Source organism: Marinobacter sp. M3C, assembly GCF_023311895.1.
GTDB lineage: Bacteria > Pseudomonadota > Gammaproteobacteria > Pseudomonadales > Oleiphilaceae > Marinobacter.
The window spans coordinates 3860460-3874944 of the sequence record NZ_CP092284.1; the positions used below are offsets into that span (position 1 = coordinate 3860460).

Annotated in this window: 13 protein-coding genes; 12 read left to right on the forward strand and 1 reads right to left on the reverse strand. The window is 54.7% G+C overall.

All coding sequences use genetic code 11. The features are described 5' to 3' along the window. Positions 1 to 121 precede the first annotated feature (121 nt). Positions 122 to 1699 carry a Re/Si-specific NAD(P)(+) transhydrogenase subunit alpha gene (locus MIH18_RS18095; RefSeq protein WP_249013164.1) on the forward strand — a complete coding sequence of 526 codons (1578 nt, stop codon included), beginning with the start codon at positions 122 to 124 and terminating at the stop codon, positions 1697 to 1699. A 12-nt stretch (positions 1700 to 1711) separates the two neighbouring features. Continuing rightward, positions 1712 to 3106: a Re/Si-specific NAD(P)(+) transhydrogenase subunit beta gene (gene pntB, locus MIH18_RS18100; RefSeq protein WP_249013165.1), complete on the forward strand. Its 1395-nt coding sequence runs from the start codon at positions 1712 to 1714 to the stop codon at positions 3104 to 3106. A gap of 97 nt (positions 3107 to 3203) precedes the next feature. Here pntB and MIH18_RS18105 read toward each other — a convergent pair whose 3' ends face one another. Continuing rightward, a complete protein-coding gene (locus MIH18_RS18105; RefSeq protein ID WP_249013166.1) occupies positions 3204 to 4586 on the reverse strand; it encodes a cation:proton antiporter in 1383 nt (460 codons plus the stop codon). 172 nt (positions 4587 to 4758) lie between these two features. Here MIH18_RS18105 and MIH18_RS18110 point away from each other — a divergent pair, with 172 nt between their 5' ends. The 10 genes from MIH18_RS18110 (at position 4759) to MIH18_RS18155 (ending at position 14408) form a co-directional block, all read left to right on the forward strand. Beyond that, entirely contained in the window at positions 4759 to 5643 is an 885-nt protein-coding gene (locus MIH18_RS18110) for a ZIP family metal transporter (RefSeq protein WP_249013167.1), read from the forward strand. Between the two features lie 38 nt (positions 5644 to 5681). Then, positions 5682 to 7112 (forward strand): cardiolipin synthase, encoded by a 1431-nt coding sequence (cls, locus tag MIH18_RS18115; protein WP_249013168.1) that lies wholly within the window; start codon positions 5682 to 5684, stop codon positions 7110 to 7112. Positions 7113 to 7315: 203 nt separating this feature from the next. Further along, positions 7316 to 7996, forward strand: a complete 681-nt coding sequence (locus tag MIH18_RS18120; protein WP_249013169.1) for an AzlC family ABC transporter permease — start codon at positions 7316 to 7318, stop codon at positions 7994 to 7996. Next, positions 7993 to 8304, forward strand: coding sequence for an AzlD domain-containing protein (locus tag MIH18_RS18125; RefSeq protein WP_249013170.1), 312 nt, complete (start codon positions 7993 to 7995; stop codon positions 8302 to 8304). Before MIH18_RS18120 ends, MIH18_RS18125 begins: the two co-directional genes overlap by 4 nt. A gap of 194 nt (positions 8305 to 8498) precedes the next feature. Further along, positions 8499 to 9164 (forward strand): hypothetical protein, encoded by a 666-nt coding sequence (locus MIH18_RS18130; RefSeq protein WP_249013171.1) that lies wholly within the window; start codon positions 8499 to 8501, stop codon positions 9162 to 9164. Between the two features lie 15 nt (positions 9165 to 9179). Further along, the gene (zapE, locus tag MIH18_RS18135) at positions 9180 to 10313 is read left to right on the forward strand and encodes a cell division protein ZapE (RefSeq protein ID WP_249013172.1); all 1134 of its coding nucleotides are present in this window, start codon (positions 9180 to 9182) and stop codon (positions 10311 to 10313) included. A gap of 116 nt (positions 10314 to 10429) precedes the next feature. Further along, entirely contained in the window at positions 10430 to 11503 is a 1074-nt protein-coding gene (locus tag MIH18_RS18140) for an extracellular solute-binding protein (protein ID WP_249013173.1), read from the forward strand. 21 nt (positions 11504 to 11524) lie between these two features. Continuing rightward, entirely contained in the window at positions 11525 to 12676 is a 1152-nt protein-coding gene (locus tag MIH18_RS18145; RefSeq protein ID WP_249013174.1) for an ABC transporter ATP-binding protein, read from the forward strand. Then, positions 12673 to 13554, forward strand: a complete 882-nt coding sequence (locus MIH18_RS18150; RefSeq protein WP_249005911.1) for an ABC transporter permease — start codon at positions 12673 to 12675, stop codon at positions 13552 to 13554. The genes MIH18_RS18145 and MIH18_RS18150 overlap by 4 nt, the downstream gene beginning before the upstream one ends. Continuing rightward, positions 13551 to 14408 (forward strand): ABC transporter permease, encoded by an 858-nt coding sequence (locus MIH18_RS18155; protein ID WP_249005910.1) that lies wholly within the window; start codon positions 13551 to 13553, stop codon positions 14406 to 14408. Before MIH18_RS18150 ends, MIH18_RS18155 begins: the two co-directional genes overlap by 4 nt. The last annotated feature ends 77 nt before the right edge of the window (positions 14409 to 14485 follow it).

Consider the following 14485-nt stretch of genomic DNA (forward strand, 5'->3'; position numbering starts at 1 on the left):
TTCGGCTAATCGAGATTTCTGTTGTTCGCAATAAAACGTAAGACGGACAATGTCCCGAAGTTGCACTAGGATATAGGTAGTATTCATCCAGTTCATCGGTTTAGCTGAAGGATATCCCTATATGAAGATCGGTATTCCAAAAGAAATTTACGCAGACGAACGGCGGGTTGCGGCAACGCCACCCTCGGTTCACAAACTGATTGGGCTGGGCTATCAGGTCACGATTGAATCTGGGGCAGGCGCGGCCGCCCATTATCACGATTCCGCTTATGAGGCCGTTGGTGCGACCATTGCAGCGGATGCTGGCTCGGTGTGGAGCGATGCTGATTTCATCTTGAAAGTTCGCGCACCCATGGAGAATCCGGCGCTGGGTAAGCACGAAGCCGATCTGATGAAGGAAGGTGGTTTTCTGGTCAGTTATATCTGGCCGGGGCAGAACTCTGAGCTTCTGGAAAAGCTTGCCGCCCGTAAGGTGACTACTTTCGCTATCGACAGCCTGCCGCGAATTAGCCGGGCCCAGAAGATGGATGCGCTAAGCGCCATGGCGAACATTGCCGGATACCGCGCGGTGGTGGAGGCGGCCAGTCACTTTGGGCGTTTCTTTACCGGGCAGATGACGGCCGCAGGAAAAGTGCCGCCGGCCAAGGTGATGGTGATCGGTGCTGGTGTAGCGGGCCTTGCGGCTGTGGGCGCTGCCAACAGCTTGGGGGCGATTGTGCGGGCGTTCGACACCCGGCTGGAAGTGAAAGAACAGATTGAAAGTATGGGCGCCGAATTCCTGCAATTAGATTTTGGCGAGGAGGAGGGCAGCGGCACCGGCGGTTATGCCAAGCAGATGAGCGACGAGTTCATCAAGGCAGAGATGGCGCTGTTCGCGGAACAAGCTAAAGAAGTCGACATTATTATTACCACCGCTCTTATTCCCGGCAGGCCCGCACCCAAACTGATTACCGCGGACATGGTGAAATCCATGAAACCTGGCAGCGTGATTGTCGATCTGGCCTCCGAGCGTGGCGGCAACTGCGAATTGACCGAGCCCGGCAAAATCGTCGAGAAGCATGACGTTACGCTGATCGGCTACACAGATTTGCCTAGCCGCATGGCCAAAGTGGCCAGTGACCTTTACGCCACCAACCTGTTTCACCTTTTAAGTGAGCTGACACCGGAGAAAAACGGCCAGCCGCAGGTGAATATGGAAGACGATGTTATCCGTGGCCTGACCGTGGTGCTGGATTCAGAAATAACCTGGCCACCGCCGCAACCGCACACGCCGGTCAGCCCCAAGGCTGCGCCTGGCACCGAAGAGCCTTCAGCAGAACAGAAGGCGGCAGCACGCAAAGAGTCGGAGCGTCGTAGCCTTATTAGTAAGGGCGTTGTGCTGATTATCACCATTGCGGCGCTTTACGGCATTGGCGCTTACGCACCGGATAGCTTTTTGAGGCACTTCACTGTGTTTGTATTGGCCTGCTTTATTGGCTGGCAAGTTGTCTGGAACGTAACGCCTTCTTTGCACACACCCTTGATGAGTGTGACCAACGCCATCAGCGGCATTATTGTAATTGGTGCGATATTGCATCTGGCCCAGGCGGAAAATGTTGCGGTCGGGATTATGGCGTTTGTGGCGGTGCTGATTGCCAGCATCAACGTAGGGGGCGGCTTCCGGGTTACCCATCGCATGCTTAAAATGTTCCGCCGCTAGGAGGCACCCGCTATGAGTTCAGGACTTGTGAGTGTGGCCTATGTGGTCGCCAGCGTACTGTTTATTCTCAGCCTTGGAGGTTTAAGCCACCAGGAATCATCGCGCCGCGGCAATCTTTACGGGGTTACCGGCATTCTTATCGCGCTGGTGGCTACAGTGGCCAGCGTCAGTGATAGCGGGCTTGTCGCTATTGTGATTGCGGTGCTAGTGGGTGCCAGTATTGGCATTGTTATCGCCGATAAGGTGGAAATGACCCAGATGCCACAATTGGTGGCGCTGCTGCACAGCTTTGTGGGCTTGGCCGCGGTGCTGGTGGGCTTTTCTGGCTACATCGAGCCGCTGATACAAACGACCGGGGCCGAGCACACCATTAAGCTGGTGGAGGTGTTTTTAGGTGTGTTTATTGGCGCCGTTACGTTCACGGGTTCACTGATTGCGTGCGGCAAACTGGACGGCCGTATCGACAGCAAAGCTCTAACGCTGCCAGGCCGGCACGTGATGAATCTGGCGGCGCTGTTAGCGTCGGTGCTGTTGGGCGCCTGGTTCCTGGGTACCGACAGCATGGCTCCGGGCGTTATTGCACTGGTACTGATGACGCTGATTGCCGCCGCTTTGGGTGTGCATTTAATCATGGCCATTGGCGGCGCCGACATGCCGGTGGTGGTTTCGATGCTCAACAGCTATTCCGGCTGGGCCGCTGCGTCTATTGGTTTCATGCTGGGCAATGACCTGCTGATCGTAACCGGCGCGTTGGTCGGCAGCAGCGGCGCGATCCTCAGTTACATCATGTGCAAAGCGATGAATCGGTCGTTTGTCAGCGTAATTTTGGGTGGCTTCGGTCAAACCAGCACGAGCTCTGCCGCCGCTGGGCCTGATCAAACGGCTTTGGAAACCAATATTGAGGAGGTATGCGAGGAGCTGCGCAACGCCGATTCGGTGATTATCGTACCGGGCTATGGCATGGCCGTAGCTCAGGCCCAGAACGGGGTCAGCGAGATGACCAAGCTGTTGAAAGCGCGCGGAACAACGGTGCGCTTTGGTATTCATCCGGTTGCGGGTCGCTTGCCCGGACACATGAACGTGTTGCTGGCAGAAGCGAACGTGTCTTACGATATTGTTCTGGAGATGGACGAAATAAACCCCGATTTTCCGCAGACCGACGTGGTGCTGGTTATTGGCGCCAACGACACAGTGAACCCGGCTGCGGCAGAAGATCCTGGCAGCCCCATTGCGGGAATGCCGGTGCTTGAGGTTTGGAAGGCGCGGCAAGTGGTTATCCTTAAACGCGGAATGGCAACGGGTTATGCCGGGGTGGAAAATCCATTGTTCTTCAAGGACAACTCCCGCATGCTTTTTGGCGATGCAAAAGACAGCATCGACAAACTGGTGAGTGCGTTGCGGGCCTGAGGAGTGTGAGCAAGCGGCTGCTTACCGGCAAAGCAAGCGAGCCGCTAGATGAACAGAAAGGGCCGAATATTTCGGCCCTTTTTTCACTATTGTGCAGTTAAGATGAACTTTCCCCAGCGTCTCGCGATCGCCAAAAGCGGGCAATGGCCGGTTTAGCACTTACGCCATGAACCATTATGGAAAGTGCGATCACAACCAGGGTCAGGTGCATCAACTCAAGTGCCACATTCTCTGGTAATCCGTGCTGGATCGCGTACATCAAATAGTATAACGAGCCAATGCCGCGCACCCCGAACCAACTTGCCATATTGCGCAGGTCCATCGGCGCCTTGCTCCCTAGCAAGCCCAGATGAACGCTGACGGGGCGAGCAATAAAGAACAGAAAAGCGGCGAAACCAACGGCCCGCCAACTCCACGAGTCCCAGAAAAGCGACCCGCCAATCAACAATACCAGCACAATTTCCGCAAGCTTCTCCAAGTGTTCGTTAAAGACCAGGGAGCTTTGATGGATGTGAACGATGGCATGAGGTTCAACCGTTTCAGTAGCCTCTCCGAAGGCCACAGACGAGTAGCTGTGCATGAAGTCGGCATGCTTCACCTCGGTATGGCGCAACGCTACTGCGGCACTGAATACCGCCAGAAAGCCCCAGGCACCCACCAACAAACTGAGACCATAGGCAAAGGCAAGCAGGCCCAAACCCAGAAAGTTTTCCAGCAACTCTGAGTGGGTAAACGTTTTGCGGGTTGTATGGACAACCCAACCGACACCACAACCCGCCATAATACCAATACCGATACCCGCGCCACTGGCCCAGATTACATCCACGGCCAGCCAGCGCCAGCCGTTATCGCCAAGTTCGTGCAGCCCCAGTAAGCCCAGGCCCAGCATCACGAAAGGAAAAGCGCTGCCGTCGTTCATACCCGCCTCGGAGGTTAAGGCAAAACGTAATCGGTCGGGGTCGTTGGCGTGACGCGTTTGCACTTCGGTTGCCAGCACTGGGTCCGTGGGTGCCACCACAGCCCCAAGTAATACGGCGGCACCAAGCGGTAAACTGAGCCAGTAATAACCAAAGAGCGTTACAAGACCAACCGTTATCGCCATGGACACAACCGCCAGCCGCAGAGGCGTACGCCATTGCGCAAAATTAACCGGTACCGGCATTTTTGCGCCGGCGCAGTACAGTGAAATAAGTACCGCTATTTCAGTCAGTAGCTCCATCAGCGCCGACTCTTCCAACGGATTGAAATGAAACAGGCGAAAGCCCATCGGCCCGACAACGGCACCGATAACCAGATAAACGATGGCTGACGTGACGGGAATCGTATTGATGTAGGACGCTGTGAAGCCCACCACCAGCAACAGCGAGCCAACCAATATAAACCAGGTGGCGGTGGTCATGTGTAACCCTGTGGTGGCGTGTTGAAGAGAGAAAAGTGTGTTCAGCATTACCCGTTGCAAGGTAAATATGGCGCTGAGCATACTGGTACGTCAAGTAATGTTAGAGGCTTGGCTACTACCGCCTTTTCAGTGCGCCTTTCAGGGTTCTCAGATTTTGTGGAAATGATGGAACTCAAGCATTATGAACCCCTGCTGATTGTCGGTTAGGGCCTTAGGCGCCATGATGACGGTATTACTAACACAAGGTGAGTTTATGGCATTGCGATACTGGGTAGTTCTGACGATTTTGATTGGCAGTGTCGTCGCGTTGGTGCCCGGCATATACGTACGTTTGGCGGCGAATGACCCGCACATGACGGGCGCGCTGCTGGGTGGCATGGCCGCAGCTGCGGCAACTGCGCTGGGTACGATTCCCGCGGTTTTAGCGCGCCAGCTTTCGCAGCGCCTCATCGATACGCTAATGGGGTTTGGTGCCGGAGTTATGCTGGCAGCAACGTCGTTTTCATTGATTATACCGGCACTGAATACTGCCGCTGATCAGGGCGCAGGTTCGTGGGTGGCAGGGGGCATTGTTGGCGGCGGTATCATACTGGGCGCTTTGGGTTTGTTGATGATTGAGCGGGTTGTGCCCCACGAGCACTTTGTCAAAGGCGTCGAAGGTGGCGCCAGCGCTGAAGTTAATATCGAGCGGGCAACAAGGCTTAAACGTGTTTGGCTCTTTGTTGCAGCAATTGTGTTGCACAACTTTCCTGAAGGCATGGCGATTGGTGTTTCATTTGCCGGGCCTGACCTGGTCGGTGCCAAGGCCCTGGCGATTGGCATTGCGATACAGGATATTCCCGAAGGATTTGTGGTGGCTTTGGCCTTGATGAGCGTTGGCTACAGCAAAGGATTGGCCCTTGGTGTAGGTGTCCTTTCCGGTTTGGTGGAACCCGTTGCGGCTATGTTGGGCGTAGCGTTGATCGGCTTTTCTGTTCACTTATTACCCTGGGGCTTAGCCATGGCCGCAGGCGCCATGCTGTTTGTGATCAGTCATGAAATTATTCCCGAATCCCATCGCGCCGGTCATGAAAGCTGGGCAACGGGTGGGCTTATCATAGGGTTTGTGCTGATGATGCTTCTTGACACGGCGCTTTGAGCGCCAAGCTTCTGATCAGCAATTCATTAGGATCATAGATGACCGTTGTTCTTACTCTACACGCTCTTCTGGTTCTGGCGTTTACAGCCCGAATTCTGCTGCGCGATGACTTATTACCCCCTGGGCGCCTAGCGTGGTTTATTGTTTTGAACGTGGTGCCTTACTTTGGCAGTGCCGTTTATTTTCTGTTTGGCGAGATTGATATTGGCAATCGCGCCAAGAAGCGCCATGGCGAAATTTTCGATGAAATAAGCGCAAAAGCGGCACACTTCATGGGAAGCGCGGCAGACGTGAACAGGCTGATTGACCCCATTTACCGTCCGGCATTTCGTTACGCGGGTTCCATCAACGGGTTTTATACCCTGGACGGCAATGCCGCCGAACTGATGGCGGATGGCGATGCTACACGGGCGCGCCTGGTCGCGGATATCGATGCGGCCACCCGTCATGTGCATGTGCTGTATTACATCTGGCTAGATGACAATACCGGCAGTGATGTGGCCGCCGCCTTGATTCGGGCTGCGCAGCGAGGGGTGACCTGTCGTGCGATGGCCGACGGGCTGGGTTCCCGCGCATTGATAAAATCCAGGGTTTGGCAGCGAATGAATGCGGCCGGTGTTCAGTTGGCCGTGGCGTTGCCGTTCAGAAACATTGTACGCACCATTCTGACTAGTCGCCTTGACCTGCGTAACCACCGAAAGATCACGGTGATTGATGGGTGTATCACTTATTGTGGTAGCCAGAATTCTGCAGATCCTGAGTTTCGACCAAAAGCGAAGTACGGCCCCTGGGTGGATATCATGCTGCGATTTGAAGGCCCGGTGGTAGCGCAGAATCAACTGTTGTTCGCCAGCGACTGGATGCAGGCCACCGGTGAATCCCTAAACGGAATTGAGCTTAAGGCTGAGCCTATTAAGGAAGGATTTCCGGCGCAGGTGATGGGGGTGGGGCCCACGGAGCGTCGCGGAGCAACGCCACAGTTGTTTGCCAACCTGATCGCCAGTGCCGAAACCGAACTGACCATTTCCACGCCCTATTTTGTTCCCGACGCAACGCTTCTGGATGCGCTTTGTGCTGCAGCCCACCGAGGTGTTGCGGTTATGCTGATTTACCCCAAGGTGAACGACAGCTGGATCGTCTCTGCCGCCAGTCGAAGCTATTATCATCGGCTACTCGATGCGGGTTGTTGCATCCATGAATTCAAGGGTGGGCTGCTGCACGCGAAGACTCTGACCATCGACGGATGTGTCAGCCTGATTGGCTCCTCTAATCTTGATTTACGCAGCTTTGACCTGAACTACGAAAACAACATACTGCTACGCGACCAGGCCATCACCATGGCCATTCGAGAGCGACAGCAAATTTATATTGGCCGCTCCGAACAGGTGGTACTGGCTACAGTGCTTGCCTGGCCCTACTACCGGCGAATCTGGAATAACGTGATCGCAACGATTGGTCCGGTGCTGTAGATAAGAATAGGTAGCACACTTAGTACTTGAACCTCAGCTTACGACCGCTTAAGCTCCTGTAAATAAATAAAAAATAAAGAGAATATCAATGCTTGATAGAAAAACGACTTAAACACACGCCCTTAAAATCGACCTAGCCTGCGCCTATGAAAAGCACGTTATATTCCTATCGGTTTCAACCCGCTAAGGTTCGCTCCGAGCTCATGCGGATGCTCCCCATCTCCCTTTTTGTGGTGGCGTTTGGTGCTGCGTTTGGTTTGGCGGCGGTGCAGAAAGGGCTGGCCCCTTTAGACACCATTCTGATGAGCACCCTGGTGTTCGCCGGGGCATCGCAGTTTGCCACGCTTGATATGTGGGGCGCCGATGTCTCGGTGATCCCCGTTATGGTCGTGGTATTTGCCATCAACTCCCGGCATTTGCTGATGGGCGCGTCGCTTTACCCCATGTTAAAAGATGTTGCACCCGCCAAACGTTATAGCCTGCTTCTGGTTCTTACCGACGCCAACTGGGCCGTAGCCGCTCAGGATTACCAAAGAGGTAATCGCAACCTGGAGGTCATTCTGGGCGGTGGTCTGGTGCTTTGGCTGGCGTGGATTGTGGGCACCTGGTTAGGCGTTTACTTTGGCGGGCTGTTGCAGAACCCGAAGAACCTGGGGTTAGACATGGTTTTGGGCTGCTTTCTGCTGGCTATGGCTTTGGGCGGAAAGAGGAGCCCGCGTATTCTTGTTGCCTGGGCGTTGGCAGCGCTGGCGTCTTTAGCCGCGTGGAAATGGCTGCCTGCCAACACGCACGTCGTTGCAGGCGCCTTTGCTGGTGGTGTGGTGGGGTTCTTCTGGCTTGAGAAAAAACCGGGCAACGAGAATGCCGGGGAGGCGCCTTCGTGACCATTGAAACCACCACAACCGGCGTTATGGTACTGATACTGATCATGACACTGGTGACCCTGGCCACCCGTTTTGGCGGCGTATTTATTATGTCCTTCGTGCGGATAAGCCCTCGTATAGAGAGTTTTATCAACACCATGGCCAGCTCTGTGCTTATCGCCATCATCGTGCCCATGGCATTCGAGGGCGATGTAGGGGCGCTTGCTGCTTTGTCGGTGACGGCCGTTACTATGCTCATCCTTCAAAAACCGTTGCCAGCGATTGCTGCCGGTGTCTTCGCCGCAGCTGCTGTGCGGTATCTGTTTTAAAGCCCCGCGTCGAGTTTTATCGAATCCGTGGCCGCTACTAATACGCAATGTTACAAATCAACAACTCTTTAGCAACAGTGAGTGACCGGTCTATTGGCTATTTTTTAGTGCTGATATCCGATAAAGCGAACCGAGTAAAAAACAACAAAATCTAGCGGCTGGTACAGAACACACCGGCTGCTCAAGGGGACATCATGCCAGTATCTGCTACCCAGATTGAGGAACGAACTCAGGATTCATCGGAATTGCTCGAAGGCATTATGCCCTCAGCGATCACCTTTGCCATGATGCTGCGCCACAAGAATATGTCGGCCTGGTTGAGGACTGAATTTGACGGCTATGAGAATGCGGATGCGGCGCTGCCGTATCGCCGCGGTTTGCCCGGTCACATTGTGGCTAAGTCTCCCCAATATGGCTGGATTCCAGCGCCGGTGAACCCTCAGCAAACAACGGACTTTGGCCGACTTGACCTGACCGAAAGCGTCAAAGATCTGGAAGAGTTCTGCCTGACCAGCAAAAAAGGCAACGGCAAGCGGATACAGTTGAGTAAAGAGGTAACCGCCGTTCTTCAGAAACAAATCAACCTGAGTGCAGAGCTTGCGATTAATGTGAGTCGCGAGGAGTACAGCAAGATTCTCAAAATCGTTCGCGGTACCCTTTACCTGTGGGCAAAAGCTTTGATTGCACAGGGGTTGACCGGCGAACATAACCATTACACTGCGGAGCAGCGGGCGTTGGTGGCAGAACTGGACGACCCGCAGACGTTCTGGCGCAAGGCGACGGCCGAAGTAGACAGCTTGCCAATGCCAGAGGTAAAAACCGCCGGTTTCTTCGACAGAGTGTTCGGGCGCGCCAACTGAGGAAAAACAACCTGAATGACCATGCTTTCCCCCTATGCGGCCCACCAACAAGCGCTGGCCGCGGGTTTTAAAGACGACCCCGCGCAGCACCGGGCTGCCTTGAGTTTGCAGCGCTGCTATGAACAGTTGCAATCAGGCGACCCGGATGTTCAAGGCGTGTATCTCTGGGGGCCTGTGGGGCGCGGAAAAACCTGGTTAATGGATCGTTTTCATCAGGCTTTAACCGTGCCTGCCCGGCGACAGCACTTCCATCATTTTATTCGCTGGGTTCACCGGCGCTTGTTTCAGTTAACCGGACAGGAAAATCCGCTGCGGCTTTTGGTGCAGGAGTTGGTGGCCGAGGCACGGGTGTTGTGCCTTGATGAGCTTTTCATCAGTGACATTGGCGATGCCATTCTTATCGGTGGTTTATTGCGTGAATTATTTGCTCAGGGGTTGGTATTGGTGACGACGTCAAACCAGCCACCGGATGAGTTGTACGCAGATGGCTTTAATCGTGAACGACTGCTGCTGGCCATTTCCGCACTCAACCAACACATGCAGGTTGTGAGCGTGGATGGCGGCCAGGACCATCGGTTACATCCTGGCCAAGGCCAGCAACGCTATTGGGTTAACCAGCCCCAGGCTCTAGAGGCGGCGTTCACAGAGTTACTCATTAGTGGCGAGCAAGCCCATAGCCAACCGGTGCTGTTGGGCCATCGGTACATCAAGGTGGTCCGGCGCAGCGAACGCTTGCTGTGGTGCCGTTATAACGATCTATGCGAGCAGCCATTGGCCGCACAAGATTTTATCGAGGTGTGTGACTGTTTCTCCCATATTTTTTTGAGCGACGTGCCCCGGCTCACAGGCGCTGGGCAACAAACGGCGATTGCCCGTGGCACCGAAGATGGCGTAACCCAGGTGGCCGCCGGAGACCGCCAGTTGCCTGCGCTGTCGCGCCAGGATGACGGCGTGCGCCGATTCATTGCGCTGGTAGATGAGTGCTACGACCGCAGTATCCCGCTGTATCTGAGCGCGGCCGTGCCGTTAAACCAGCTATACAGCCGGGGCGCGTTGGGGTTCCCGTTTCGCCGCGCCCTTAGCCGCCTGCAAGAAATGCAGTTTCAGCGGTTTGGGCAGTATGCAGTAAGCTCCGAAGATGACTCTTGAAACGCTAAATTGAATTGAAGCGAATCGGTGACTTGTCAAAAATCTGTAACCCACTACAGTTAGGCTTATGAATTGCACTTCATCGTTTTTCATTGCTCATAAGGACAGGCCAAATCATGAGATTCCTTCGTCAATTCAAGGTTCTGACACTGGTTACTGCGGTAGCAGGCGCGTTTTCGATGTCGGCCCAGGCTGAAACACTTCGGCTGCTCACGTGGGGCGGTTACGCGCCACAGGATGTGGTCGAGCAATTCGAGAAAGAAACCGGCATCGAAGTTGAAATAACGCTCTCCAATAACGAAGACATGATTTCAAAGCTGCGCGCCACACGCGGCGCGGGCTTTGATCTGGCCCAGCCAAGCCAGGACCGCATTATTAGCGCCCAGGCTGATTTCAATATTTATAAGCCGATGGATCTGAGCAAAATCGACACGGCAAAAATCATCCCCTCCATGCTGGCAGCGACTAAAAAGAACACCGAATTTGAAGGTGAGGTGTACGGTGTTCCGCACGTTTGGGGTACCAGTGGCCTGATCGTCAACCGCGAGGCCGCGGGCACGGTGAAAGATTACACCGACCTGTGTGATGCCTCGTTAAGCGGCTCTGTGTCTTATCGCTTGAAGCGCCCCACGTTGATTGGTTTTGCTTTCGCGCTGGGGGAAGACCCGTTTGCAGCCTACGGCGATACGGAGAAGTACCAGGCCATTCTGGATAAAGTGGAAGAAAAACTGGTGTCGTGTAAGAGCAACGTAAAAGCCTATTGGTCCGGCGGCGATGCCTTACTGAACCTGATGCGCTCGGGCGAAGTGTCTGCGGCCATGGCTTGGGATGCGGGTGGCTGGAAGCTTAACTCAGAAAACCCGGACATTACGTTTGTGGCGCCCGCATCTGGTGCGCTGGGCTGGATTGATACGTTTGTTCTGCCGCGTAAAACCAAGGCCGAAGACGCCGCTTATAAGTGGATCAACTTTGTGATGCAGCCCGAAGTTGCGGCTCGTATTACCGAGTCTGCCGGTAACTTTACGGCCTCTAAAGGCAGTGATGATTTTGTCAATGACACGCTGAAAGCCCAGTTCAAGCAGAGCTTTCCAGAGGCAGACCTGGACAACATCAACTGGTACCCGCCCGTTCCCGCCGGTTTGGAGATAATGGAAGGTAAGGTTCTCGATCGGGTGAAAGCCGCAAACTAAGCTCGATTAAGGTTATTGTCTATGTCGGATCAAGCATGCGCATCGGGTGCCGACGCGGGGGTGCAGGAAGATCTTGCCTGCACCCTGCTGAGCAAACATTTTGGTGAGTTTGCCGCTGTCGACGGGGTGTCGTTCAGCATCCCCCGCGGGGCGTTTTTTTCCATCCTTGGCCCCTCTGGCTGCGGTAAAACAACGCTGCTGCGAATGCTGGCTGGTTTTCAGCAACCGGATTCCGGCGATATTCTGATCAAAGGCAAGTCAGTGCTGAACACGCCGCCGAACAAGCGGCCGGTTAATATGGTGTTTCAGCACCTGGCACTCTTTCCGACCATGTCGGTGGCGGAAAACATTGCTTATGGGTTGAAGCGCAAAGGCATTCCCAAGCGTGAACACGCCACCCTGATTGACGAAGTGCTGGCTAAGGTTCACTTGCCCGGGTACGGCGACAAACGCATTGATCAGCTCTCTGGCGGGCAAAAACAGCGCGTAGCCATAGCCCGCTGCCTGGTGCTGAACCCCGCCGTGTTGTTACTCGATGAGCCGTTAGGCGCTCTGGATTTGAAACTGCGCGAGCAAATGAAAATTGAGCTCAAACGGCTGCAGCGCGAGTTCAACACCACGTTTGTTTACATCACTCACGACCAGTCTGAAGCACTGGTTATGTCTGACCAAGTAGCCGTGATGAACAAGGGCCGGTTTGAGCAGGTCGGCACGCCGCAAGAGCTTTACTACCAGCCGAAAACCGCCTTTGTGGCAGGCTTTGTTGGCGACAGCAACCAGTACGCAGGCAAGGTACAGTCGCAGTCTGGCGACCTTGTCACCCTGGTGACCGAGCAGGGTGTGCGTCTGTTGAGCCACACCAGCCAACCGTTGGTGGCGGGCTCACCCATTACGTTGTTTGTTCGGCCCGAAGTGATGCAGATCAGCACATCCAGGCCGGCAACGGAACAAGACAATTGCCTGGCCGTTACCGTTTCGCGCGTACTGTTTGATGGCGCACAAAGCCGGGTTCAGGTGGAAACCGCCGAAGGCGCCGAGCTTACAGTAGCGCTGCCGCAGACCGCAGACTTTCAGGCATTAGAGGCGGGCCGTTCGGTGCATGTTAGCTGGCAAGCCAGTCAGTGCCTTTGTTTCCCCGCACCCGCGGATACGCAGCCGCTGGGTACGCCATGAGCGAAGCAAACGGCAACTTCAACCGCACGCAATACCGCCTGGGCTTTTGGCTGTTGCTGGCGCCTATCGTGCTCTGGCTCAGCTTGCTGATTATTCTGCCGCACATCGATATGGTGCTGGTGTCGCTGCGGGAGCGCATTGCATCCCGGCAATACGGCTTCAGCTTTGGTAATTACACTGCGTTTTTTACCGAACCTCTGTACTGGAATACCTTTGTGCGCACCGCGGTGATGTCAATCATCGCCACGGTGATGACGCTGATTATTGCCTTCCCGGTGTCGTTTTACATTGCCAAGGTGCTCACCGGCAGGCCGCGGATTGCGTTGTTTATTTTGTGCTTGCTGCCGTTCTGGGTCAGCGAACTGGTGCGTACTTACGGCTGGATGATATTACTGCGGGAAACCGGGCTGATCAGCGGCGCGCTGCAATGGTTCGGGCTTGCGGACCAACCCGTTGAAATGCTTTATAACGACGTCGCCATTATGGTGGGGCTTATCTACACCTCCATGCTGTTTATGGTGGTGCCATTGGTGACCACCCTCGACAGCCTGGACAACAGCCTGATTGAAGCCGGATACGACCTGGGTGGCAGCAGCTGGAACGTCATGCGCAGCATTGTGATCCCCCACGCCATGCCTGGCATTATGAGCGGCTGCATTGTGGTGTTTATGCTAACGCTCGGAAATTACCTGACCCCAACACTGCTGGGCGGCAAATCCAGCCTGTGGTTTACCGAGCAGATCTACACTCAGTTTATTACCCGCTTTAACTGGGAGCAGGGCGCCGCTTTCGGCATTTTGCTGCTGATACTCTCGTCACTCATCGTTTGGTTGGGCCTGAAAATTACCAGGCAGTCGTTTACACGGGTGATGTCATGATTCCCTCTATTCCCCGCAGCCGCTTCTTTCGGGTTTCCTACCTGAGTTATGTAACGCTGTTTTTCATCTTTTTAATCACGCCCCTGGTGGTTGTGGCGGCGTTCTCGTTTAACGACGCATTGTTCCCGTCGCTGCCGTGGAATGGTTTCACCTGGGACTGGTATCTGGGCAAGGGCGAGCCCCGGCTTGGCCTGTTTCACGATGACGCCTTGCTCGACAGTATAGGTGTGAGTATTCAGGTGGCCATTGTCACCACTATGGCCAGTCTGGCACTGGCCACCTGCAACGCCTTTTTGTTCGAGCGCGAGCAGTTTCCGGGTAAGAACTTTCTTTACGTGCTGATGCTGATGCCGCTGGTGATACCGGGGGTCATACTCGGGGTGTCCATTCTGGTGTTCAGCAGTACCGTGGCTAACTGGTTTGAGGTGCAGTTTGGTTATGAAATAGAAGCTCTGCGCCCGGGCTTGGTATTGGTCACGCTTGGCCAGTTTGCATTCCTTACCACCATTGCCACCCTGGTGATCTCTGCGCGCTTGCGCAAATTCGACATTACTCAGGAAGAAGCCGCCATGAACCTGGGCGCCAGCCGCCTGACAGCCATCGCCACCGTTACCCTGCCGTTCCTGAAACCTGCGCTGTATGGTGCCGGCGTGGTGGCGTTTTTGATGTCGTTTGAAAACTTCAACACGACTTTGATGCTGGTGGGCTCCGATGCCCCTCTGACCATTGCCATGTTTAACCGGCTGCGGGAAGGTTCAACACCGGTATTAAACGCGGTGTCGGTATTGCTGATGGTGGGTTCAGCGTGCCTGGCGTTGGTCTCACTGTTCGTGCAGCGCCCGGCCAAGCCGTAATCTACGCTTACAAAATGTAGTGAAAGGCTGAATTTTTTGATTTGCCCCTACCTATTATTCACATCAATAATTTGAAA

Coding starts and splice junctions, on each gene's coding strand:
- MIH18_RS18155 (WP_249005910.1), top strand. CDS start 13,551: ATGATTCCCTCTATTCCCCGCAGCCGCTTCTTTCGGGTTTCCTACCTG.
- cls (WP_249013168.1), top strand. CDS start 5,682: ATGACCGTTGTTCTTACTCTACACGCTCTTCTGGTTCTGGCGTTTACA.
- MIH18_RS18130 (WP_249013171.1), top strand. CDS start 8,499: ATGCCAGTATCTGCTACCCAGATTGAGGAACGAACTCAGGATTCATCG.
- pntB (WP_249013165.1), top strand. CDS start 1,712: ATGAGTTCAGGACTTGTGAGTGTGGCCTATGTGGTCGCCAGCGTACTG.
- MIH18_RS18095 (WP_249013164.1), top strand. CDS start 122: ATGAAGATCGGTATTCCAAAAGAAATTTACGCAGACGAACGGCGGGTT.
- zapE (WP_249013172.1), top strand. CDS start 9,180: ATGACCATGCTTTCCCCCTATGCGGCCCACCAACAAGCGCTGGCCGCG.
- MIH18_RS18145 (WP_249013174.1), top strand. CDS start 11,525: ATGTCGGATCAAGCATGCGCATCGGGTGCCGACGCGGGGGTGCAGGAA.
- MIH18_RS18140 (WP_249013173.1), top strand. CDS start 10,430: ATGAGATTCCTTCGTCAATTCAAGGTTCTGACACTGGTTACTGCGGTA.
- MIH18_RS18120 (WP_249013169.1), top strand. CDS start 7,316: ATGCGGATGCTCCCCATCTCCCTTTTTGTGGTGGCGTTTGGTGCTGCG.
- MIH18_RS18110 (WP_249013167.1), top strand. CDS start 4,759: ATGGCATTGCGATACTGGGTAGTTCTGACGATTTTGATTGGCAGTGTC.
- MIH18_RS18150 (WP_249005911.1), top strand. CDS start 12,673: ATGAGCGAAGCAAACGGCAACTTCAACCGCACGCAATACCGCCTGGGC.
- MIH18_RS18105 (WP_249013166.1), bottom strand. CDS start 4,586: ATGCTCAGCGCCATATTTACCTTGCAACGGGTAATGCTGAACACACTT.